The organism is Flavobacterium reichenbachii, assembly GCF_002217435.1.
Classification (GTDB): Bacteria; Bacteroidota; Bacteroidia; order Flavobacteriales; family Flavobacteriaceae; genus Flavobacterium; species Flavobacterium reichenbachii.
Genome location: NZ_MUHF01000004.1, coordinates 1 through 22,373, shown reverse-complemented (window position 1 = coordinate 22,373; position 22,373 = coordinate 1). Strand labels below are relative to the sequence as shown.

Annotated in this window: 19 protein-coding genes; 11 read left to right on the top strand and 8 right to left on the bottom strand. The window is 35.0% G+C overall.

Features of this window, described 5'->3' with window-relative positions; genetic code table 11:
• The first annotated feature begins 111 nt into the window (after positions 1-111).
• Both B0A68_RS05105 and B0A68_RS05100 read left to right on the top strand, forming a co-directional pair.
• Complete coding sequence (locus B0A68_RS05105; RefSeq protein WP_035689882.1) at positions 112-2,385, top strand: GH92 family glycosyl hydrolase; 2,274 nt, start codon at positions 112-114, stop codon at positions 2,383-2,385.
• Between the two features lie 396 nt (positions 2,386-2,781).
• Positions 2,782-5,064: a GH92 family glycosyl hydrolase gene (locus B0A68_RS05100; RefSeq protein ID WP_035689768.1), complete on the top strand. Its 2,283-nt coding sequence runs from the start codon at positions 2,782-2,784 to the stop codon at positions 5,062-5,064.
• Between the two features lie 106 nt (positions 5,065-5,170).
• On the opposite strand, the gene B0A68_RS05095 is transcribed toward B0A68_RS05100, so the two are convergent.
• A complete protein-coding gene (locus B0A68_RS05095) occupies positions 5,171-5,653 on the bottom strand; it encodes a helix-turn-helix domain-containing protein (protein WP_051892948.1) in 483 nt (160 codons plus the stop codon).
• Between the two features lie 163 nt (positions 5,654-5,816).
• On the opposite strand from B0A68_RS05095, the gene B0A68_RS05090 reads away from it, so the two are divergent.
• The 5 genes from B0A68_RS05090 to pdeM all read left to right on the top strand — a co-directional run bounded on the left by B0A68_RS05090 (position 5,817) and on the right by pdeM (position 12,908).
• Positions 5,817-6,470 (top strand): CPBP family intramembrane glutamic endopeptidase, encoded by a 654-nt coding sequence (locus tag B0A68_RS05090; protein ID WP_165571368.1) that lies wholly within the window; start codon positions 5,817-5,819, stop codon positions 6,468-6,470.
• A gap of 222 nt (positions 6,471-6,692) precedes the next feature.
• Entirely contained in the window at positions 6,693-7,730 is a 1,038-nt protein-coding gene (locus tag B0A68_RS05085; protein ID WP_035689767.1) for a ligase-associated DNA damage response exonuclease, read from the top strand.
• Between the two features lie 315 nt (positions 7,731-8,045).
• Positions 8,046-9,647, top strand: coding sequence for an ATP-dependent DNA ligase (locus tag B0A68_RS05080; RefSeq protein WP_035689765.1), 1,602 nt, complete (start codon positions 8,046-8,048; stop codon positions 9,645-9,647).
• Positions 9,648-9,807: 160 nt separating this feature from the next.
• Complete coding sequence (locus B0A68_RS05075) at positions 9,808-12,267, top strand: ligase-associated DNA damage response DEXH box helicase (RefSeq protein WP_035689764.1); 2,460 nt, start codon at positions 9,808-9,810, stop codon at positions 12,265-12,267.
• A 5-nt stretch (positions 12,268-12,272) separates the two neighbouring features.
• Entirely contained in the window at positions 12,273-12,908 is a 636-nt protein-coding gene (gene pdeM, locus B0A68_RS05070; protein ID WP_035689762.1) for a ligase-associated DNA damage response endonuclease PdeM, read from the top strand.
• A gap of 89 nt (positions 12,909-12,997) precedes the next feature.
• Here pdeM and B0A68_RS05065 read toward each other — a convergent pair whose 3' ends face one another.
• The 4 genes from B0A68_RS05065 to B0A68_RS05050 form a co-directional block, all read right to left on the bottom strand.
• Entirely contained in the window at positions 12,998-13,663 is a 666-nt protein-coding gene (locus B0A68_RS05065; RefSeq protein WP_035689761.1) for an SRPBCC family protein, read from the bottom strand.
• 124 nt (positions 13,664-13,787) lie between these two features.
• Positions 13,788-14,000, bottom strand: coding sequence for a YtxH domain-containing protein (locus tag B0A68_RS05060; RefSeq protein WP_035689759.1), 213 nt, complete (start codon positions 13,998-14,000; stop codon positions 13,788-13,790).
• Between the two features lie 40 nt (positions 14,001-14,040).
• On the bottom strand, positions 14,041-14,241 hold the full coding sequence (locus B0A68_RS05055) for a hypothetical protein (RefSeq protein WP_035689757.1): 201 nt from the start codon (positions 14,239-14,241) through the stop codon (positions 14,041-14,043).
• Between the two features lie 238 nt (positions 14,242-14,479).
• Positions 14,480-14,785: a hypothetical protein gene (locus B0A68_RS05050; protein ID WP_035689756.1), complete on the bottom strand. Its 306-nt coding sequence runs from the start codon at positions 14,783-14,785 to the stop codon at positions 14,480-14,482.
• Positions 14,786-15,167: 382 nt separating this feature from the next.
• Here B0A68_RS05050 and B0A68_RS05045 point away from each other — a divergent pair, with 382 nt between their 5' ends.
• Together B0A68_RS05045 and ligD are read left to right on the top strand one after the other, a co-directional pair.
• A complete protein-coding gene (locus B0A68_RS05045) occupies positions 15,168-15,824 on the top strand; it encodes a DUF6766 family protein (RefSeq protein WP_035689754.1) in 657 nt (218 codons plus the stop codon).
• 53 nt (positions 15,825-15,877) lie between these two features.
• Complete coding sequence (gene ligD, locus B0A68_RS05040; RefSeq protein ID WP_035689753.1) at positions 15,878-18,424, top strand: DNA ligase D; 2,547 nt, start codon at positions 15,878-15,880, stop codon at positions 18,422-18,424.
• Here the strand turns inward: ligD and ku are convergent.
• On the bottom strand, positions 18,421-19,197 hold the full coding sequence (gene ku, locus B0A68_RS05035; protein WP_035689751.1) for a non-homologous end joining protein Ku: 777 nt from the start codon (positions 19,195-19,197) through the stop codon (positions 18,421-18,423). The genes ligD and ku overlap by 4 nt on opposite strands.
• Before the next feature lie 179 nt (positions 19,198-19,376).
• Here ku and B0A68_RS05030 point away from each other — a divergent pair, with 179 nt between their 5' ends.
• On the top strand, positions 19,377-19,982 hold the full coding sequence (locus B0A68_RS05030; RefSeq protein WP_035689749.1) for a DNA-3-methyladenine glycosylase: 606 nt from the start codon (positions 19,377-19,379) through the stop codon (positions 19,980-19,982).
• A gap of 106 nt (positions 19,983-20,088) precedes the next feature.
• On the top strand, positions 20,089-20,295 hold the full coding sequence (locus B0A68_RS05025) for a hypothetical protein (protein ID WP_035689747.1): 207 nt from the start codon (positions 20,089-20,091) through the stop codon (positions 20,293-20,295).
• Positions 20,296-20,423: 128 nt separating this feature from the next.
• Here the strand turns inward: B0A68_RS05025 and B0A68_RS05020 are convergent, their stop codons facing one another.
• Positions 20,424-21,212: a siderophore-interacting protein gene (locus B0A68_RS05020; protein WP_035689745.1), complete on the bottom strand. Its 789-nt coding sequence runs from the start codon at positions 21,210-21,212 to the stop codon at positions 20,424-20,426.
• 216 nt (positions 21,213-21,428) lie between these two features.
• Entirely contained in the window at positions 21,429-22,019 is a 591-nt protein-coding gene (locus B0A68_RS05015) for a hypothetical protein (RefSeq protein ID WP_035689744.1), read from the bottom strand.
• Positions 22,020-22,373 lie beyond the last annotated feature (354 nt).

The following is a 22,373-nucleotide window of genomic DNA, read 5'->3' as shown; positions in this document are numbered from 1 at the left end:
GAAAATAAGTCGGGTTGTACGTGCCCGGCTTATTTTTTATTGTATGCTTACAAGCAGTTATTTCAGAAAAAAACTAGAACTTTAGCATCTCAGAATTTTAGAATAAAAAAAATGACAAGAATAAACCAGATATTTTTTAGCGCACTTTTAGCCTTAAACCTGCTTTTTAGCAGTGAAATGATGTCGCAGGAAAAGAAAACAAAAGCAAACAGTTTAGATTATACAAAATATGTAGATCCATTAATTGGTTCTGGTGGCCACGGACATGTTTTTGTTGGGGCCAATGTGCCTTTTGGAGCGGTTCAGTTAGGGCCCGTTAATATTTTTGAAGGCTGGGATTGGTGCAGTGGTTATAACTATTCCAGCAACACTATTTTAGGCTTTACACACACCCATTTGAGCGGTACCGGAATCGGAGATTTGAATGATATTCTTTTATTGCCATTCTCAGGAAAAACAGCACTTACCAAAGGAACAAAAACAGATATGGAAACGGGCTACGGCTCATATTTCTCTCATAAAAATGAAGTAACCAAACCGGGTTATTACAGCGTATTATTAGATAAATATAAAATCAAGGCAGAGCTTACCGCAAGCGAAAGAGTGGGTTTTCATAAATATACTTTTGAATCTGCAAATGACGCTCATATCTTACTGGATCTTGCAGATGGAATAGGATGGGACAAACCTGTAAAAACCTTTATAAAAAAGATCAGCGACACCAAAATTGCAGGATATAGATATTCTACAGGATGGGCAGCAGATCAGCGCGTTTATTTTGCAATGGAATTTTCGCAGCCTATAAAAAATATGGCGTTGTATGATAGTATTACAGCAGTTAAAGGAACTGAATTTGAAGGCTTAAAAATGAAAGCCGTGCTGGATTTCGTTACTTCAAAAAACAAACAAGTATTGGTAAAAGTGGGTATTTCTCCGGTAAGTTATGAAAACGCTTCCGCGAATATACAAGCCGAGATTCCGAATTGGAATTTTGAAGGAACAGTAAAAGAAGCCACTTCAAAATGGAATACAGAACTCAACAAAATCCAGATTAAAGGAAACGATAAAACAATGAAAGTTTTTTATACATCCCTGTATCATACCATGTTTGCACCTTCTATTTTTAATGATGCTAACGGCGATTACAGAGGAACGGATAAAAAAGTTTACGAAAAAGCAAATTTTACCAATTATACCACTTTCTCGCTTTGGGACACCTATCGTGCCTTACATCCCTTATATACAATTACACAGCCGGATAAAATCAATGATATTGTAAAATCATTTTTGGCAATTTACCAGCAGCAGGGAAGACTTCCAGTCTGGCATTTAATGGGAAATGAAACCAATACCATGAACGGAAATCACTCCATTGCTGTTATTGTCGACGCTTATCTAAAGGGATACCGCGATTACGATACCGAATTGGCTTACGAGGCAGTCAAAAAAACAGCCATGCAGAAGCGTGAAGGAATGGATTATGTGCAGAAATTAGAATATATTCCTGCCGATAAATTGTTGGAATCTGTAGGCAACGCTTTAGAATATGCAATCGATGATTATTGTATTGCATTAATGGCCAAAGCCTTAAATAGAACTGATGATTATGATTACTTTACGAAAAGAGCCAATTTATACAAGCTTTATTTTGATAAAGAAACGACCTTTATGCGAGGTAAATTGTCTAATGGAAATTGGAGAACACCATTTAATCCGCTTTCTTCAGCGCATCGTAAAGACGATTATGTAGAAGGAAATGCCTGGCAGTATACCTGGCTTGTTCCTCAGGATCCTTATAGTTTAATTGATTTATTTGGAAGTGAAGATAAATTTTTAGCCAAATTAGATTCACTTTTCTTACTCACAGATAAAGTAGAAGGAGAAGATATTTCTCCGGATATCAGTGGATTAATAGGTCAATACGCGCAAGGAAATGAACCAAATCATCATATTCCGTATTTGTACGCTTATGCAGGACAACCTTGGAAAACGGCAAAATTAATCCGCGAAATTGATGAAAAATTCTATTCGACCAAACCAGACGGATTGTGCGGCAATGAAGATTTAGGACAAATGTCGGCCTGGTATATTTTTTCCTCAATGGGATTCTATTCTGTAAATCCGGCAAACGGAATTTACGTTTTAGGAAGTCCGCTGGTAAATAATGCCGTAATACATTATAAAAAAGATATTTCGTTTACACTAACCGCAGTTAACAACAGCGCAGCAAACCTATACATTCAGAAAGCAGAATATAACGGAAAGCCATATACAAAATCATATATTACGCACGATATGATTGTAAAAGGTGGTGAATTGAAATTATTTATGGGAAGCAAACCGTCAACAACTTTTGGAGTAAAAAAAGAAGACAGACCACTTTAATTTTTGAAGTAGGATTTAGTTTCCTAACAGGTTTTAAAACCTGTTAGGTTTGATAATCGGTATCAGTAATCAATATAAATACCTAAAAGCTTTTAAAAACCTGTTAGGATAATAAAAAAAGAACATGAAAATAAAGAGTTTAATTTTTTTTTAGGAGTATTGCAATGGTGCGTTTTTATAAATGCACAAGTTAAAACTTTAGCTGAAATTATTTATGGGAAGCAAACCGTCAACAACTTTTGGAGTAAAAAAAGAAGACAGACCACTTTAATTTTTGAAGTAGGATTTAGTTTCCTAACAGGTTTTAAAAACCTGTTAGGTTTGATAATCGGTATCAGTAATCAATATAAATACCTAACAGGTTTTTAAAACCTGTTAGGATAATAAAAAAAGAACATGAAAATAAAGAGTTTAATTTTTTTAGGAGTATTGCAATGCTGCGTTTTTGTAAATGCACAAGTTAAAACTTTAGATCCTGTAGAATATGTAAATCCTTTAATGGGAACCCAGTCACTTCACAGTCTTTCTAACGGAAACACATATCCAGCAGTCTGCAGACCATGGGGAATGAATTTCTGGACACCGCAGACTGGTAAAATGGGAGATGGATGGGCTTATATTTATACTGCCGAAAAGATCAGAGGATTTAAACAAACACATCAGCCATCGCCGTGGATGAACGATTACGGTCAGTTTTCGATTATGCCGGTAACAGGTAAATTGGCTTTCGCGGAAGCGGACAGAGCAAGCTGGTTCAGTCATAAGGCAGAAGTTTCAAAGCCATATTATTACAGCGTGTATTTGGCAGATTATGATGTTACAACAGAAATAACAGCGACCGAAAGAGCTGCTCATTTTCAAATTACATTTCCAGAAAATGAACAGTCTTCCATCGTAATTGATGCCTTTGATAAAGGATCGTACGTGAAAATTATTCCGTCAGAAAATAAAATTATAGGATATACCACGCGCAACAGCGGAGGAGTTCCTACGAATTTCAAAAACTATTTTGTTCTGGTTTTCGATAAACCGTTTGCATCAAATTCCACTTGGAATGATAAAGGTCTGGAAAAAGATAAATTAGAATTGCAGGACAATCATGCAGGTGCTGTAGTAGGTTTTAAAACTAAAAAAGGTGAAATCGTAAACGTAAAAACAGCTTCGTCTTTTATCAGCCCGGAACAAGCAGAACTCAATTTAAAAGAATTAGGAAATGCTTCTTTTGCTGAAACGGTTGAAACCTCTAAAAAAGAATGGAATAAAGTTTTAGGAAAAGTTACAGCAGAAGGAGGAAGCGAAGAACAGCTAAAAACATTTTATTCTTGTTTGTACCGTGCGGCTTGTTTCCCTCAAAAGCAATATGAAATCAATGCAAAAGGAGAAACGGTGCATTACAGTCCTTACAACGGAAATGTTCTTCCGGGTTATATGTATGCAGGAACAGGTTTTTGGGATACTTTTCGTGCCTTATATCCACTTTTAAATCTGGTTTATCCTTCCATCAATAAAGAAATGCAGGAAGGTTTGATTAACGATTATAAAGAAGGCGGTTTTCTGCCAGAATGGTCAAGTCCGGGATTTAGAAATGTAATGGTTGGAAACAATTCGGCTTCTGTAGTTTCAGATGCTTATATGAAAGGTTTACGCGGTTACGACATCAATACTTTGTACGAAGCGTTGGTTCATGGAGCCAATAACGAAGGGCCGATGGATGCTGTCGGCAGAAAAGGAGTTTCGTATTATAACACCTTAGGTTATGTGCCTTATGATGTAAAAATCAACGAAAACGCGGCCAGAACTTTAGAATATGCTTATGATGATTTTGCAATTTGGAAACTGGCAAAAGCTCTAAATTGTCCTAAAAAAGAAATCAGTTTGTTCGAAAAAAGAATGATGAACTATAAAAAGCTATATAATCCATCAATCGGATGGATGAGCGGCAGAAACAAAGACGGAAGTTTTCCTGCCAATTTTAATCCGTTAAAATGGGGAGATGCTTTTACAGAAGGAAATGCTATGCATTACAGCTGGAGCGTTTTTCATGACGTTCAGGGATTGATTGACTTAATGGGAGGATCTAAAAAATTTACCGAAAAATTAGACGCTGTATTTACAACACCGCCCGTTTTTGATGATAGTTATTACGGATCTGTAATTCATGAAATTCGCGAAATGCAGATCATGAACATGGGACAATACGCACACGGAAATCAGCCGATTCAGCACATGATTTATTTGTATAATTACGCAGGCGAACCGTGGAAAACCCAATATTGGTCCAGAGAAGTAATGAACCGCTTGTACAAACCAACTCCAGACGGATATTGCGGCGATGAAGATAACGGCCAGACTTCTGCGTGGTATATTTTCTCTTCTATGGGATTTTATCCTGTTTGTCCGGCTACAGACGAATATGTTTTGGGCGCGCCATTATTTAAGAAAATAATCTTGCAGTTAGAAAACGGAAAACAATTAATTATCAATGCTCCCAATAATTCTGAAACCAATAAATATGTTCAGGATTTAAAATGGAATAATGCGCCATTCAGCAAAAATTATATCAACCATTTTGATGTTTTAAAAGGAGGCGAATTAAATTTTGAGATGACTAATTCTCCAAATGTTCAGCGAGGTACAGCAGCTGGAGATTTTCCATATTCGTATTCAACTTCAAAATAAAAAAACATGTTTTCGCTGGATCAGATTTAAAAAAATACACTTTAACACATAGAAACATAAATTTCAAAAAGCGCTGGCCTTTTCATTAGAATTGCCGGCGCTTTTATCATTTTATATTTTTAAAATGCGGTTTAGAAAAAAAATCTAAATAATAAGACATTACAAGAAGATACGCTGCAGTGACAAATCCCCAGAAAAGAAACATTTCAAAATGAGTTTCAGGAAAGTTCTTATTTTGTGATAGAAAAGCTGCTCCAAATAAAACTGCGGCAATTGCCGTTCCGATCGCAATAATAATTTTTTTAAGCCTTATTACATTTACTTCCAATTGATGCTGTCTTGTTATGGGTAATATTTTTTCTGTTTCTGCTGACGAAAGATCCTGTTTTTCCTGAATTGGCAATACTAAATCGAGAGCTTCGGCCAGAATCTGCAAAGTATACAAGCGTGGTACTACCGCTGCATTTTCAATTCGCTGTATAGAACGTAAACTTATTCTGGTCATTTCAGAAAGCTGTACCTGCGTATAACCTTTTGCGAGGCGCGCTTGCTTAATTAACTGTGCCTGAGATTGATTTTGTTCTTTCATTTCCTTACGTCATTTAAACGCCATTTGCATTTGACGGCACACAGCATAACCCAAATGTAATAATTTTGAAAAAAAAACAATTCTTATGCTGGGTATTTTTATTTTATCGTTGCTTTCTTATTTGGTGTTAAAGTATTACAAACTAGACTTTTTGCTTTTAAATTTGAAAGTAAGCCTAAAGCATTCTAACGATTTTCTTGTCGGATTCTTTTGGCCGATATTCTATTGGTGTCTTTACGAATTTATTGTGGCTGAAATAGTAGAAAATCCTTATCAGATTAATGCATCTTTTACCGCAAATAATTTTTCTGATACTTTTCTGTTTCTTCTTCGCTCCGTTTTATTCGAAGAACTAATTTTTAGAGGTGCATTTTTTTGTTTGATATGTTATAAGCTCAGTATAAATTATGCCATAATAATCTCAACTATCAGTTTCGGAATTTACCATTGGTTTTCGTGGGAGTTATTTGGTAATCCAACAGCTATGATCGTGGTTTTTCTTATGACAGGCTGTATGGGATTTATCTTTGCCTATACTCTCGTTAGAAGCGGTTCTGTTTACATTTCAACAGCACTTCATTTATCTGGTAATCTTACCAATATCTTAATTTTTTCAAAGGATTATTCTTTGGGAAAACAATGGCTTGTTAAAAGTTTTGCAGATGATCCTTTTTTGCCAAATCCTTGGATTTCTATTTCGATTATAATACTGCATTATACAGGTTATCAGTTTTTTACTTTTTTATTGTTGAAATGGTATTTAGCAAAGAGACCTGGTTTAGACAGTTTGTTTAAAAGTCACGATCAGTCAAATTAAATACATTTAGTGAAGGTTTAAGCCAGAAGCATTTATTTTATGCTTCTTTATCTATTGAAGTTTTGTAATAACGGCAAACAATCTTGTAAAGCCCGAGGGCGTCTAGTGAAGTAAATTTAATGTTTTGAAAACAAAAAAAGCACCGTAATCATTTATTTTAAATTTATAATTGCTTTCAATTTTTAATTATAATAAGATCACTGCTTTAAAACCAGATAAAACATGAATCCTCCATTACTAGCATTTAACGATAAAGGAATATATTGCCAGCAGGCCGATGTTTATCTGGATCCGTGGCGTCCCGTAACCAATGCTATTATTACACACGGTCATGCAGATCACTCAAGATGGGGACATAAAAATTATATTACACATCATACCAATGTGCCAATTATAAAACATCGTCTGGGCGAAATAAATGTTACAGGAAAAAACTGGAATGAAACTTTTACCATAAACGGAGTTACGTTTTCACTTCATCCAGCCGGACATATTATTGGTTCAGCTCAAATCCGAGTAGAATATAAAGGTGAAATCTGGGTTTTTACAGGAGATTATAAAACCGAAGACGACGGAATTTCTGTGCCTTATGAAGTCGTAAAATGCCATTCTTTTATAACAGAATGCACTTTTGGACTTCCTGCTTTTAAATGGCTTCCGCAAAGCGAAGTCATCACCGACATCAACAATTGGTGGGCAGAAAATCGTGCCGAAGGAAAAACGTCTGTTCTTTTTGGATATTCATTAGGAAAAGCACAAAGACTTTTAAAATATCTCGATACCGATATCGGAAAAATATATACCCACGGAGCCATAGAAAATATGACAAATGTACTGCGTCCTTTGGTAGATTTTCCTCCAACAACCAGAATCACATCAGAAGTTAAAAAAGAAGATTTATTAGGAAGTATAGTTCTTGCGCCTCCAAGTGCTCACGGAAGCACCTGGATCAGGAAAATGACTCCTTTTGTAACCGGTTCTGCGAGTGGCTGGATGGCTTTTAGAGGAGCCAGAAGACGTCGCGCCGTAGACCGCGGTTTTGTATTAAGCGATCACTGCGATTGGACAGGATTATTAGAAAGCATCAAAGCAACCGGAGCAGAAAAGATAATTTGTACACACGGTTATTCTGATATCTTCTCAAAATACCTGCAGGAACTAGGTTATGATGCCAGAACCGCACACACACAATACGAAGGAGAACTTGGGGAAATGGATAGTAAGAAAGAAAGTGAGGAAGAAATTGAGAGAATAGATTAGAGAGAATAGAAGCAAGATGCAAGAGGAAAGAGAATAGATAAAAGATGATAGAAGCAAGATGCAAGAGGAAAGAGGATAGATCAAAGAGAATAGGTTAAAGATAATAGAAGCAAGAAGCAAGAGACAAGATAATAGATTGAAGATAATAGAAGCAAGAAGCAAGAGAATGCGTTTGATTTGATCGTCTTTATAAACTCTTTACTCTTTACTCTTTACTCTTTACTCTTTACTCTTGCATCTTGCATCTTGCTTCTATCATCTTGTCTCTTGCCTCTTTTCTCTCACATCTCACCTCTTCAAAAAAAAATAAAAAAAATGAAAAACTTTGCCGAACTTATAAAAACACTCGACAGTTCTAATAAAACTTCGGTAAAAGTTGATGCTTTAACGGAGTATTTTATGAACGCCAGCGACGAGGATAAAGTCTGGACAATTGCCATTCTTTCGCATCGGCGTCCGCCAAGGCCTGTCAATACAACTTTACTGCGTATTTGGGCTAATGAACTTGCCGGAATTCCGCTTTGGCTTTTTGAAGAAAGTTACCATATTGTAGGCGATCTCGCCGAAACTATTGCTTTAGTAATTCCGACTACAAAAGAGCATTCGGATCGAAGTCTGACTGAATTTTTACAGGAAATTATAGCCTTAAAAAAGAAAACAGACACAGAGAAAAAAGAATACCTGCAAACCAATTGGCTGGCACTGAATTATTACGAACGTTTTGTTTTTACTAAACTAATAACAGGAAGCTTTAGAATTGGTGTAAGTCAGAAATTAATGACCAGAGCACTTTCTAAAGCAGAAAATATCGATGAAGATGCTTTGGCGTACAAATTAATGGGCGACTGGAATCCCAATAAAATTACGTTTCAGGAACTTATTCTCGATGAAAAAAGCAGCGATTATTTATCTAAACCTTATCCGTTTTATCTCGCATATCCGATAGAGGGAGAACCTTCTAATTTAGGAAATGCAGAAGATTGGAGTGCAGAACATAAATGGGACGGAATTCGCTCTCAAACCATCATTCGTGAAAATGAAATTTATGTATGGAGTCGAGGCGAAGAATTGGTTACAGACAAATATCCCGAATTTGGCTCTTTTATCGGAATCATTCCTGACGGAACTGTAATCGACGGAGAAATTCTCCCTTTTATTGATAATGAAATCGGGACATTTAATGATCTGCAGACCAGAATTGGACGAAAAACAGTTTCTGCCGCCATTCTAAAAAAATCTCCGGTAATAATAAAAGCGTATGATTTGCTGGAATGGAAAGGCGAGGACATTAGAAATCTGCCTTTTGAAGAACGTCGTATATTATTAGAGAAATTATATGATGAAATTAAACATAATGATATACCGCTGCAGCTTTCTGAACGGGTAAAATTTTCTACCTGGGAAGAGCTGACAGAAGAAAGATTACGCTCACGCGAAATGAAAAGCGAAGGCTTGATGATCAAGCGGAAAGATTCTCCATATCTTGTTGGAAGGAAAAAAGGCGATTGGTGGAAATGGAAAATAGAGCCTTTAGTTATTGATGCCGTACTTACTTACGCCATGCGCGGACACGGACGACGCTCTAATTTGTTTACCGATTATACTTTTGCTTTATGGCATCAAAACGAAAATAAGGAACGTGAACTCGTTACTTTCGCGAAAGCGTATTCTGGTTTAACCGATGCCGAATTTAGAATGGTAGACGACTGGATTAAGAAAAATACACTCGAAAGATTTGGTCCCGTGAGAAGTGTAACACCGCAATTGGTTTTTGAAATTGGTTTTGAAGGAATCTCTCTTTCTAAAAGACACAAAAGCGGTATTGCAACAAGATTTCCGAGGATTTTAAGATGGCGTCATGATAAAAAAATTGATGAAGCCAACTCGATTGAAGATTTAAAAAGCATGATTATATAAAGAATAGATTGGGTGGAATGGCACGCGTATAACCCAGATTCGCAAGCGAAAACACGGATAAAAAACGGATTTTATTCCATTTATTTTACTCGTTTATTGTCGTTTGGACTGAGTATAAATCACAACAGTTTATATATATCCTAATGTTTAAATAAAAGAAATGAATAGAGAAGAACTTTTTGCGTTAGCAAATAATTGGTTTGAGCAGCAAGGCTGGAAACCTTTTCCGTTTCAGACCCAGACCTGGACGGCTTTTCTGCAGGGTAAAAACGGTCTTCTAAATGCACCTACAGGAAGCGGAAAAACGTATGCACTCTGGCTTCCGATTGTTTTAAACTACATTAAAAAAAATCCAAATTATAAAACCAAACATACTCCCGGACTCAAAGCAATCTGGATCACGCCTTTGCGATCCCTTTCGGTAGAAATAAAACAAGCCGCAGAACGCGTTGTAAGTGATTTAGCTCCAAATATGACAGTCGGAATTCGTTCCGGAGATACTACGGCAGGAGAAAGAGCCAAACAAAAAGGCAAAATGCCCGATTTGCTGGTAACCACACCAGAGAGTCTGCAGCTTTTGCTGGCATCTAAAGGATATGATAAAATATTTGGCAAATGCGAAGCAATCGTTATTGATGAATGGCATGAACTATTAGGTACAAAACGAGGTGTACAGACCGAATTGGCTTTGTCGCGATTGAAAAAAATCGCACCCAATATGCGTATTTGGGGAATTTCTGCAACAATTGGTAATTTACAGCAAGGACAAGAAGTTTTGCTCGGAGTAGATTCTGAAGCGTATCATAATTCGGTTTTGATTAAAGCCGTAATCAATAAAAAGATAAAAGTCATTTCTATTATTCCCGATAAAATGGAAACCTATCCCTGGCGCGGCCACATGGGACTGCATCTTATAGATGAGGTTGCCAAAATTGTTAAAGCTAGCAAAACAACGCTTATCTTTACCAATGTGCGGTCGGCCTGCGAAATATGGTTTCAGCGATTATTAGAAAAATATCCTGAATTTGCCGGAGAAATGGCCATGCACCACGGAAGCATAAGCCGGGAAACACGATTATGGGTAGAAGATGCTATTCGGCGTGAAGATTTAAAAGTAGTGGTCTGTACTTCGAGTTTAGATTTAGGAGTAGATTTTGCGCCTGTAGAAACGATAATTCAGGTTGGCGGACCAAAAGGTGTTGCGCGTTTTATGCAGCGAGCGGGGAGAAGCGGCCACCAGCCCGGAAAAGAAAGCGTAATCTACTTTCTCGCCACACATGCTATTGAATTGATAGAAGCGTCGGCATTAAAAAAAGCCGTCGAAAACAGCGTTATAGAAGACAGAGTTCCGTATTTGAACAGCTGGGATGTCTTGGTGCAATATCTCAATACTCTCGCAGTTTCAGACGGATTTCTTCCGGATGAAATTTTTAAAGAAGTAAAAACAACATTCTGTTATCAGGCCATGACGCAGGAAAACTGGAACTGGATTCTTAATTTTATTTCAAACGGAAGCCAGAGCCTGCAAGCTTATGATGAATATAAAAAAGTTGATATTGATGAAAATGGCTGTTTTAAAATCAACAGCCGTTTGATTGCCATGCATCACAGAATGCAGATTGGAACCATAATTGGGGACTCAGTTTTGAATGTCAAGTACATGACTGGAGGTTATATTGGGACTATTGAAGAATGGTTTATAACCAAACTAAAACCGGGTGACACTTTTATTTTTGCCGGAAAAAGGCTGGAATTGTTTAAAATAAGAAACATGCAGGTTCTGGTAAAAAAAGCAGATCCTAAAAAAATATCTAAAATCGTAAGCTGGATGGGCGGTCGTATGGCACTTTCTGCACAGATGAGCGAATTGCTGCGCCAGGAATTGTACCGCGCTAATACCGATAATTTGTCGCCGGAATTAAAAGCATTACAGCCTTTATTTGCAAGACAGAGAAAAGAATCGATCGTGCAAAGTGCAGATGAATTTCTTATTGAGACTTTTAAAACCAGAGAAGGATATCACGCTATTTTTTATCCGTTTGAAGGGCGATTTGTACACGAAGCATTAGCCAGTCTGCTGGCATATAGAATAAGCTTATTAGTGCCGATTAGTTTTTCGCTCGCTTATAATGATTATGGTTTTGAATTGCTTTCGGATCAGGAAATTGACATGCAGAATGTTTTAGATAATAATTTGTTTTCGACAGAATATGTGCATCATGATTTGCAGAAAAGTTTGAATGCAACCGAAATGGCGAGAAGGAAATTTAGAGATATTGCCGTAATTGCCGGATTGGTTTTTACAGGTTTTCCAGGTAAAATGGTCAAAACAAAACATCTCCAGAGTGGTTCTCAATTATTGTTTGAAGTATTTCGCGATTACGAACCCGATAATTTATTATTTCAGCAGGCGTATAGAGAAACCTTTGAACATCAGCTGGAAGAAGGCCGTTTGATACTGGCATTGGAACGAATTAAAGATCAGGAAATAATATGGAAATCCTGCAAAAAACCAACACCATTTAGTTTCCCGGTAATCACAGATCGATTGAGAGAAAAGCTTTCCAGCGAAACATTGGCAGAACGAATTAAAAAAATGACAGCTTCTTATATGAAGTAAAATTTATGGTAATAACAATACAAAATCAGAGTTTTATTCTGCATCACAGCGGTGCTTTATTTTGGGAAGAAAAAAAAGTGCTTTTAATTTCTGATGTGCATCTCGGAAAAGTTTCTCATTTTAGGAAACACGGCGTAGCGATTCCGAACAATGCTATAATCGAAAATTTTACAAGACTCACAAATGTCGTAGAATCTTTTAATCCGGAAAAAGTAATTTTTCTAGGAGATTTATTTCACAGTTCTAAAAATCAGGAATGGAATTTATTTGAAGAATGGATTTCCTGCTGTGTAAGCGAAGTTATTCTTGTGGCCGGAAATCACGATATTATAAACAAAAAACATTACACAGAAATCAATATTTCGGTGCTGCAGTTTATGCAGTTAGATAATTTTTTACTGACTCATCATCCTACCGAAAGAAAAGGCTGGTTTAATTTTTCAGGGCATATTCATCCGGGCGTAATATTGCGTGGTTTTGGCGGCCAATCTTTAAAATTACCCTGTTTTTTCCAAAAAGAAAACCAAATGATTCTGCCTGCTTTTGGAGAATTTACAGGAAAACATATGATGAAACCCGATCAGGAAGATGTAATCTACGCCATCGCAGAAGATCAGATTATTGTAGTGAGGAAAGAGTGAAAGGGGTTATTTTTAAAAGTTTCAGGTTTCAAGTTTCACGTTTGCATAGAACCTGAAACTTGAAACCTGAAACTTGAAACAAAAAAATCTTATTCTAAATATGTTTTTAGATTTTCAACATCATCTTGTACCATTTTTTCAAAAAGCGGATTTAAAAGTTTTGCAGCACTTTCGCCCGCAATACCAAAAGGAGCACGATAAGAAATCGTAATATCTAATTCAGTTGCGTTGCCTTTTGGTTTAAAAGCAACTTTACCAACATTTGTCACTGGCGCGTCTGTGTGTGACATCCAGCTTATATATTTTTCTTTTTCATCTTTAATAATTTCTGCATTCCAAGTCAGCGTTCCAATTCCGGCCGGACCTTTTGCTGTCCATTCAGATTGCGTATTGCTAAAAGTTTTGATAGATTTAAGATGACTCATAAACTTTGGCAGATTTTCTAAATTTCTCCAGAACGAATATACTTCGCTCACAGGTTTATTGATCACACTTTTTACTCTAATGTTTACATTGTATGCTTTATCATTTTTTAGATGATCAACAGCATCATAAACAGGGCAATAACCGCTAATTCCTCTTAAAAGCATACTGCCTCCAAGACCGGTTTTGGTTAGATTTTTTTCTTTTTTTGCTAATCCATTGTATAAAAGATAAGCACCGCTTGTTATCATTATGATACGCTCTAATGTCGAAACATTATTTTTAAGTCCGTAACTTTTATTTTGTACTGAAGTTTGTGTTCTAGCTTCCATAATATTGTATGTTTAGTGAGTTTAGTTATTAAGTTCAATTATTGACTCAATATTTATTTAACAAAAAATCCATTGCAGAGAAATTGAATCATTGCAATGGATTTTTTTGTATTGATAAAATTCTCTATACAGCTTGGTTAGATGTTCCGGCTTGCTGCGGAGCATTTTTCCCTGTAAATTCGTTAACTTTATCTTTTAGTGTATTTAAGCAGTCAGATTTCATATCTGCTATTTTGTTTCTTAAATCTTCACCTTTTTCTGGTGCAAATAATACTCCGATTAATGCTCCTACTGCAGCGCCTGCTACCAATGCGCTTATTACTTTACCTGATGCCATGATGTTTGTTTTTAAAGTTAAAATTTGTTTATAGTTATAGTTAATCAACAGCGAATCTCTCGCTTTCGTTCATTTCGTCTATTTCTTCCTGACTAAAATCGTCATCGTATTGTAAGCTGTAAGCTCTTTGTCTCTGAACATTAAAAAGTTCATTCGCCAATAAAAATTCATTATATCCTGTATTAGAATTATTTTGACTCATATAATCTATTCCTTGGCTTATAGTGTTATAGGTATTCATTTTGTATTTTTTTAAAAGAGATTAAATATTTATATTTTCAGAATTTTAAAATGGATCTTATAATTTTTCCTTTTACAAAGTTGCAATTCTAATCAGCAAAACGTTTTACATAACTTTTTAAAATTTTTATACTATTTTAATTTCGAGTCTGAATTTTTAAATTTTGACTCACAGATTCATTGTTTTTTATAAAATATAAGCCCACAATCCCTATAAATAAAGATTGTGGGCTTAGTATTTAAATATCTCTATCTTGTTTTAAAGGATTTCTTTGGTCTTCCTCATCGTTATTCTGATAGAAATCATCTTCGAGATTTTGATCTGTTTTCCATTTTTCATCTTCTGTTCCCGGTGGAATATTTATTTTGCGATCATCATCATCTTGACGATTTGGCTGTTCTGTGCTGAATTCTTCAAATTGTTCGCCGTCTCTATGATGTTCATTTGGCTTAATTTGATTTGGTTGATCTTCACTAAGCAGGTTGTTTTTAACTTTGTAATCATGCTCATCCCGATCATAGTTACGATTTTGATTATTTTCCATAATATTTGTTTTATGAGTTGATAGTTATTTTTTGGCAGGACTTTTTTTCACTGCTTTGTCAGATTTTTTTTCAGGACTTATTTTTCCGGCAGACTTTTTATCTGTCGCTTTTTTACTGTCGTTTGCTTGTGTGTTCATGATTTTGAAATTTTAAAATTATTGGTAGGTAAATTTATAACTTATTGTATGTCTTAGTTTTATATGATTGAAAACCCGATTTTGTATAATTATAAGTATTATGAATGAAGTATAATTTGAGAAATGGCTTTTAAGGAACAGAATGTTGTAAATGTCATTTATAATTATGTAAGAAGTCTGATTTCTAGATTACTAAATTTGATAGAGTTTTAAAACTCAACTTAAATTATATTAAGACTTCATTATGAAAAAGTTCATTCATCAAAATAGTTTGTCGATTGCATTTATAGTACTCTTTATATTTTCTATGCTCGGACAAATTATTTTTGGAATTGAATTATATAATAAAGAACTTATAGAAAACGGAAGCAGCGCAGTTTCGCTTCAGGATTACTTATTAAGCGGACATTTTATTGAAGCTACTTTTGAAAATTGGGAAAGTGAATTTCTTCAAATGGGATTATTTGTATGGCTTACCATTTTTCTAAAACAAAAAGGATCTTCAGAATCTAAAGGTTTTGGAGATGAGGAAGAAGTAGACAGAGAACCTTCTCCACAACGAAAATACGCGCCTTGGCCTGTAAAAAAAGGCGGTATCTGGCTTAAAATTTATCAAAACTCACTTACAATCAGTTTGTTTGTGTTGTTTTTTGCGTCATTCTGTCTCCACTTTTACGGAAGTTTAAAAGATGAAAATACAATGAATTTAGTAGAAGGAAAGCCACAAGTTTCGTTTCTGCAATTTATGCAGGAATCGCGTTTTTGGTTTGAGTCTTTTCAGAATTGGCAGAGCGAATTTCTTTCTGTATTTGCCATAATTGTATTATCGATTTTCTTACGCCAGAAAGGTTCATCTCAATCAAAACCAGTTGATGCGCCGAACAGCCAAACCGGAGAATAAATTTAGATTAATGGTAATGCAAATCTTCAAGTTTAATTCATAAAATAAAAATTATGTCACTTTTAAAATACAATCAGAAACGAAATTTTAACGACACGGCTGAACCTAAAGGAAAAGTTGAACGATCAGAAAATGAATTAAAATTTGTGATTCAAAAGCATGCCGCGTCTCACTTGCATTATGATTTTCGTCTGGAAATGGACGGTGTTTTAAAAAGCTGGGCCGTTCCCAAAGGACCTTCATTAGATCCTGAGGTAAAACGTCTGGCAATGATGGTAGAAGATCATCCGTACAGTTATAAAGATTTTGAAGGAACTATTCCAGAAGGAAATTATGGCGCAGGAAATGTAATTGTTTGGGATAATGGAACTTATCTTCCTGCAGATGATAATTATAAAGGAACAGCTGAAAAAAAACTGCTCGCAGATCTTAAAAAAGGACATTTGAGTTTTACTTTGAAAGGAAAAAAACTCAAAGGAAATTTTTCTTTAGTACAATTAAAAGGAAAACAGGAAAACGCCTGGCTTCTCATTAAAAAAGAAGATAAGTATGCCGATGCAGCTGATATTCTAAAAAAAGATAAATCTGTTATTTCTAAATTAAGTCTCGACACCTTAGAAAAACAAGCAGAAAAAGAAAAAACACTTTCTAAAAAAAAGAGTAAAACAGTTTCTAAAAAAGAAGAAAGTAAAAAAGAAAAGCTGGGTTATAAAACCCCAATGCTCGCAAGCCTGACAGATAAAACTTTTGATGATCCTGAGTGGGTTTTTGAAAACAAATATGATGGTTACCGAACACTTGCAGTAATTGATGGTGATGATGATGTACAGCTTTTTAGCAGAAATGAAATTTCATTTACAAAGAATTTTCAAGCGATTGCTGATGAATTAAAAAAAATAAATCATGAAGCGATTTTAGACGGAGAAGTTGTGGTAGAAGACGAAAACGATCATTCTGATTTTCAGCTCCTTCAAAACTACCTGAAAACCGGAAAAGGGAATATTAAATATTATGTATTTGATATTCTAAATCTTGACGGAAACGATACTACAAATTTGAAACTGCTTGAAAGAAAGGAACTTTTAAAAATGCTTTTGTCCAAATACAAATTTTCGAATATTTTTTATTCTGAACATATTGAAGAAAAAGGAACTGCTTTTCTTGAAGAAGCTGCCAAAAAGAAAAGTGAAGGAATCATTGCTAAAAAAGCAGACAGCCTGTACAGCATTGGCAGACGAACAAACGATTGGTTAAAAATTAAATTATCACAGCAGGAAGAAGCCATAATTATTGGGATTACAGAACCTAAAAATACGCGTACCCATTTTGGTGCCTTATTATTAGGACAATATGAAAATGATAAACTCAAATTTATAGGCAAATGCGGCACTGGTTTTACGCAGCAGACGCTAAAAGAATTACATGAAAAATTTGAACCTTATTTTTTAGATAAATCACCTCTTGAAGAAAAAAATCCGGTTCGGGATAAAATTCAATGGATAAAACCAAAATTTATAGCTCAGGTAAAATTTGCAGAGTGGACACAGGACAATCATCTTCGTCAGCCTGTTTATCTTGGTCTTAGAGTGGATAAAAAAACTAAGGAAGTAGTTTTTGCCGGAAAGAGCAAGGACCAATCCATTAAAAAAGAAGCAAAAATGGAAAAAACAAAAACCACAAAAGATAAAGAAACAGAGAATAATTTTGATTTGAAAATTGGCAAAACGACTTTGCATCTGACCAATCAGAACAAAATTTATTTTCCGGATGACGGGATTACAAAAGGAGATATTGTAAACTATTACAGTGAAGTTTCTGATTTGATTCTGCCTTATTTAAAAGATCGTCCGCAGTCTATGTACCGTTTTCCAAATGGCATAAAAGAGATGGGATTTTACCAAAAAGATGTAGATAATGATAAAATACCTTCCTGGATTAAAACCAAAAAAATCTTTTCTGAATCTAACGATGCCAATATTGATTATTTGATCTGCAATGACAAAGCAACGTTATTATATATGGCAAATTTGGGCTGTATCGACATAAATCCTTGGAATTCTACCATTAAACATATAGAAAATCCAGATTGGGTTGTAATAGATATAGATCCCGAAAAAGATGATTTTAAAGAAGTTGTAAAAACAGCATTGACCGTAAAAGAAGTTATGGATGGTTTTGAGACAGAATGTTACTGCAAAACTTCTGGTGCAACAGGTCTGCACGTTTATATCCCGTTGGAAGCAAAATACGATTACGATTCGGTTAAATTATTTGCGCAGCTTATAGCACGCGAAGTTCAGACGAGATTACCTGAAATTACTACATTAGAACGTTCTATTAAAAAGCGAAATCACAAAATATACATTGATTACCTGCAAAACAGAACAGGGCAGACGCTGGCTGCGCCTTATTCTGTGAGACCAAAACCGGGAGCTACCGTTTCTACGCCGTTGGAATGGAGTGAAGTCAATGACAAATTATCGCCATCGCAGTTTACTATTAAAAATGTATTGCAGCGATTTGAGAAAAAAGGCGATTTATGGAAACCAGTTTTAGGAAAAGGAGCGAATATTAAAACAATTTTGAAAAGCATTTCTTAAGAAGATTTTTTCTTCTTAGTTTCAAGACTGGCTTTAAGCATTTCCATTAGATCGTCATTTTGTTTGTGCACTACTTTAAGTTTAGGTGCTTTTTGTTTTTTTCCCTTCGCTTTGTCTTTTATGATCTGTAAAAGTTTGCTCGTATATTCGTCTTTAAAACTCGAAATATCAAATTTTTCGGTAAGCTGTTCTACCAGTTTGCTGGCCATTTCCATTTCTTTAACCTTAGTTTTAGAAACCGGAGGAAGTTTTAGTTCTGTAGTTTCTCTAATTTCCTGCTGAAATCGGATTCGGTTTAAAACAATGACATCTTTATATGGTTTTAAGATCGCCAAGCCTTCTTTATTACGCATTACAAAACTCGTTACTCCAACTTTTCCAGAAGCCTGCAGCGCATCTCTTAATAAGGCATAAGCTTTCATTGCACCTTTGTCGGGTTCCAGATAATAAGGCTGTTCGTAGTAAATACTGTCAATTTCTTTTTCGAGAACAAAACTAATTATGTCTATCGTTTTAGTTTTTTCAGCATCGGCAGCTTCAAAATCTTCATCTTCCAGAATTACATAGTGATCCTCTAATTTATAGCCTTTTACGATGTTAGAAAAAGTAACTTCTTTTCCAGTCGATTCGTTTACTCTTTTGAACTTAATATTGGCATGATCGCTTTTATCAAGCATATCCATATCAAGATTACTTTCCTGTACCGCAGAAAATAATTTTACGGGTATATTAATTAACCCAAAACTAATAGAACCTGTCCAAATTGATCTCATAATGATTTGAATTATAGTTTGTTTGTATTTTTTTAAAGTAATTAAATGTACTTTGAGAACCTTGTTTTTATCTTACACTCCAATAGTTTAATCTTATAAAATCTCTACTCTTCGTTTCACCAGAACATTCTAAAAATTTAATTGTAAATTTGAATAAATCATCACTTAAATCATTCCGATTGAAATTACCATTTTCTTATTATCTAAATCAAGATGCCCTTTTTCTCGCCAAAGATCTTTTGGGTAAAGTGCTTTATACGCAAATAGACGGCGAGATCACCGCAGGTATAATTGTAGAAACCGAAGCTTATTTTGGAGTAGAAGATAAGGCTTCTCATGCATACGGAAACCGGCGCACGAATAGAACAGAGGTTATGTTTGGTAAAGGCGGTGTTGGGTATGTTTACTTGTGCTACGGAATTCATTATATGTTTAATGTCGTAACATCTGTAGAAAACGAACCTAATGCAATATTGATTAGAGCAATCGAACCTTTGCTGGGTATAGAAATTATAGAACGCAGACGAAATATGCCGGTTTCTAAAGCAACAATTTCTTCCGGTCCCGGTTCTGCTGCAAAAGCTTTAGGAATAAATATGTCCTTGAATAAAAAGGATTTGGACGGAGAAGAAATATGGATTGAAGATCATAATATACGTTTTAATGAAGATCAAATTGCTGCAACGCCGCGTGTAGGTATTGCTTACGCCGAGGAACATGCTTTTTTGCCGTGGAGATTTTTTATTAAAGGCAACAAATACGTCAGCAAGCCAAATAAATTGTAAACGTTAGATTTTCAATTTGTTATATAACAAAAAAATGAAATAATATAACTGTTAAAATATTTAACTATTTAATTTTGAAATAGTTATTAATTAAAAAAGAATTATTATGAAAACTTCAATTAAAACCAAACTTGCTCTTGTCGTTGTAATTGCAGGATTAGCATTTTCCTGCAAGAAAAATGAAACCGTTCCAGCTGACACAGCTTACGACGTAGATTCTACCGAAACAACAATAGACAGCGTACAAACACCAATTGACACTACGACTACTACTGTAGATACAACAGCAACAACAGCTCCTCCTGCAAAATAGAGCTTGTATTGCAGTTTATTTCAAACCATTACAAATCAAAAAGGCTTCAGCATTATATAATGCTGAAGCCTTTTTTATAAATTATAGTCGTAATTTTTATTCAGGAGAATTTAAACGTATTCAGTTCTTTAACTGTTTTTTTGTTCTCTTCGGGATTCTGCAGAAGCATCTTCGGCTTGTCCGTATTTCCAGTACGAATAAGTCTGCCACTGGCTTCTCAATAAATCGGGATGGTTTCTAAGTTTATCCTGAATTTCTCCCGCAGTTTTATATTCTGCCGCCGCAAAAATAAATTTACTTCCAAAAGGAAAATCGTTGGTGTCAAAAGAAGCAGCCAATTGTGAACTCTTTCCGGGCTCGTTATTAAAATTCCAGATTAGGTCTATATTTTCCGGTTTTTTCAATTCCAGAATATCATCTTCGCTGTAAACTTCCAGCACTGCTTTTCCTTTGGCATCGGCAGGAAGAGATTCTAATATAACACTTATAACGGGAAGTGCGGTGTGATCACCAATAAGCAGATACCAGTCTGACGGAATAAATAACGGTTTTATTTTTACTTTCATCATTACCGTAAGTTCGTCTCCTTTTTTGGCACTGCCAGCCCATTTTGATGCTGGTCCGGTGTCTCCGTGCGAAACGAAATCAATTGTCATTAAACCTTTTTCCAAATCAAGATCACGCATTGTATAAGTACGTATCAGCGGACGAATTTCTTCGCTGCTGTTTTCAGATAAAGTTTTACTTTCGGGTATTATAATTTTATTATTATCACCAATTCTTGCATCGGCAAAAACCGCCATGTCATTTCCTTCTAATATAATTCGGATATAATTTGGTGTCAAAAAAGTTTTTTCTTTTACTGTTAAAACGGCCCGCATCATTTTTGGCTTCTCATTATTGTTGTTTTCAATCATAAAAATATTTTTAAAGAACAATTTTACGATTATTTTGAATTGATAAAAAAACTAATCTCCCAATTTAGGATTACAATAGATATAAATAGAATTACAGTCGACTGATGCTTTCTGGATTTTGATATAGAGCGCTGTTAATCAAAATAAAAAAGGGACAAAGAAAATTTTTCTTTGTCCCGGAAATGTTACAATTGACATCTTTTTAATGGCTGATAATTATTCTTTGTACAATATAATAGTCGCTTTGTAACCAGTTCCCACATTCCATTGGCTAGCTTCGATAACAGTTCCTTTATCATCATAAACCTCAAATTGGGCCGTATTTGGAGCAGCAAAACCTTCGTTTAAAGCTTCAAAATCGATTTTGTTGATTCCTGGAATTAAGTTTACTTTGAAACCTTTAAATTCACCGTCAAGACTTATTTCAGGTTCAATAACTTTGTCATTGAGATAGACTTTTATTTTATCACCGTCTACAAAAGCGGCATCGCGAAAACGAACTGTAGAAGTAAATGATGTAGTTTTAAAACCTCCTAAATACTGATTTCTTCTGTAGCCATCAGTACTCGTGTCTCTTTTGTATAGATTTGGATCTTTAAAAAGTTCTTGAGGATCAATTTTTAAGGGATCTGGTTTTTCTACCACCGCGGGCGGATTAACTTTTGGTGCTATTTCTTTTGGAGGAATAACTTCTTTGACCTCCGGATTCTTAGCCGGAATCGGTGTAAATTTATTATTCAATTCGCCTTGGGCGTGTCCTTGCAGCGAAAGACCCGCTATAAATAATAGAAACAATATTCTTTTCATACTTTTTAAATATTAATAAAATTAAGTGCAAACGATTAACATTTACACTCTATTCATAACATTTAATTGTATGATTTTATTGCCTGCGTTAAGAATAAATTGTGAAAAAAGATAATTTTTAACCCTTGGGTTTAATTAGTAAAAAAAGTTAATTTAACACATAGAAACATAGATCTTAAAATATTTAGAAAAGATAATTTTAAAAAATCTTGATTTTCACACATAGCTATGTTTGTTAATACAAGTAAAACGCCTTTTATAAGTTTACAAAATCTATGTTTCTATGTGTTGAATATAATTACACCCAAAAGGTATTTTTTAGTTTTTCTCAATCCATTTTCTTGCATTTACAAA

Excerpts from the sequence above, each read along its gene's own strand:
- B0A68_RS05015 (WP_035689744.1), bottom strand. The coding sequence starts at position 22,019 with ATGAAAAGAATATTGTTTCTATTATTTATAGCGGGTCTTTCGCTGCAA.
- B0A68_RS05100 (WP_035689768.1), top strand. The coding sequence starts at position 2,782 with ATGAAAATAAAGAGTTTAATTTTTTTAGGAGTATTGCAATGCTGCGTT.
- B0A68_RS05085 (WP_035689767.1), top strand. The coding sequence starts at position 6,693 with ATGAATCCTCCATTACTAGCATTTAACGATAAAGGAATATATTGCCAG.
- pdeM (WP_035689762.1), top strand. The coding sequence starts at position 12,273 with ATGGTAATAACAATACAAAATCAGAGTTTTATTCTGCATCACAGCGGT.
- ligD (WP_035689753.1), top strand. The coding sequence starts at position 15,878 with ATGTCACTTTTAAAATACAATCAGAAACGAAATTTTAACGACACGGCT.
- B0A68_RS05065 (WP_035689761.1), bottom strand. The coding sequence starts at position 13,663 with ATGGAAGCTAGAACACAAACTTCAGTACAAAATAAAAGTTACGGACTT.
- B0A68_RS05050 (WP_035689756.1), bottom strand. The coding sequence starts at position 14,785 with ATGGAAAATAATCAAAATCGTAACTATGATCGGGATGAGCATGATTAC.
- B0A68_RS05055 (WP_035689757.1), bottom strand. The coding sequence starts at position 14,241 with ATGAATACCTATAACACTATAAGCCAAGGAATAGATTATATGAGTCAA.
- B0A68_RS05105 (WP_035689882.1), top strand. The coding sequence starts at position 112 with ATGACAAGAATAAACCAGATATTTTTTAGCGCACTTTTAGCCTTAAAC.
- B0A68_RS05025 (WP_035689747.1), top strand. The coding sequence starts at position 20,089 with ATGAAAACTTCAATTAAAACCAAACTTGCTCTTGTCGTTGTAATTGCA.
- B0A68_RS05045 (WP_035689754.1), top strand. The coding sequence starts at position 15,168 with ATGAAAAAGTTCATTCATCAAAATAGTTTGTCGATTGCATTTATAGTA.
- B0A68_RS05095 (WP_051892948.1), bottom strand. The coding sequence starts at position 5,653 with ATGAAAGAACAAAATCAATCTCAGGCACAGTTAATTAAGCAAGCGCGC.
- B0A68_RS05075 (WP_035689764.1), top strand. The coding sequence starts at position 9,808 with ATGAATAGAGAAGAACTTTTTGCGTTAGCAAATAATTGGTTTGAGCAG.
- B0A68_RS05020 (WP_035689745.1), bottom strand. The coding sequence starts at position 21,212 with ATGATTGAAAACAACAATAATGAGAAGCCAAAAATGATGCGGGCCGTT.
- ku (WP_035689751.1), bottom strand. The coding sequence starts at position 19,197 with ATGAGATCAATTTGGACAGGTTCTATTAGTTTTGGGTTAATTAATATA.
- B0A68_RS05060 (WP_035689759.1), bottom strand. The coding sequence starts at position 14,000 with ATGGCATCAGGTAAAGTAATAAGCGCATTGGTAGCAGGCGCTGCAGTA.
- B0A68_RS05080 (WP_035689765.1), top strand. The coding sequence starts at position 8,046 with ATGAAAAACTTTGCCGAACTTATAAAAACACTCGACAGTTCTAATAAA.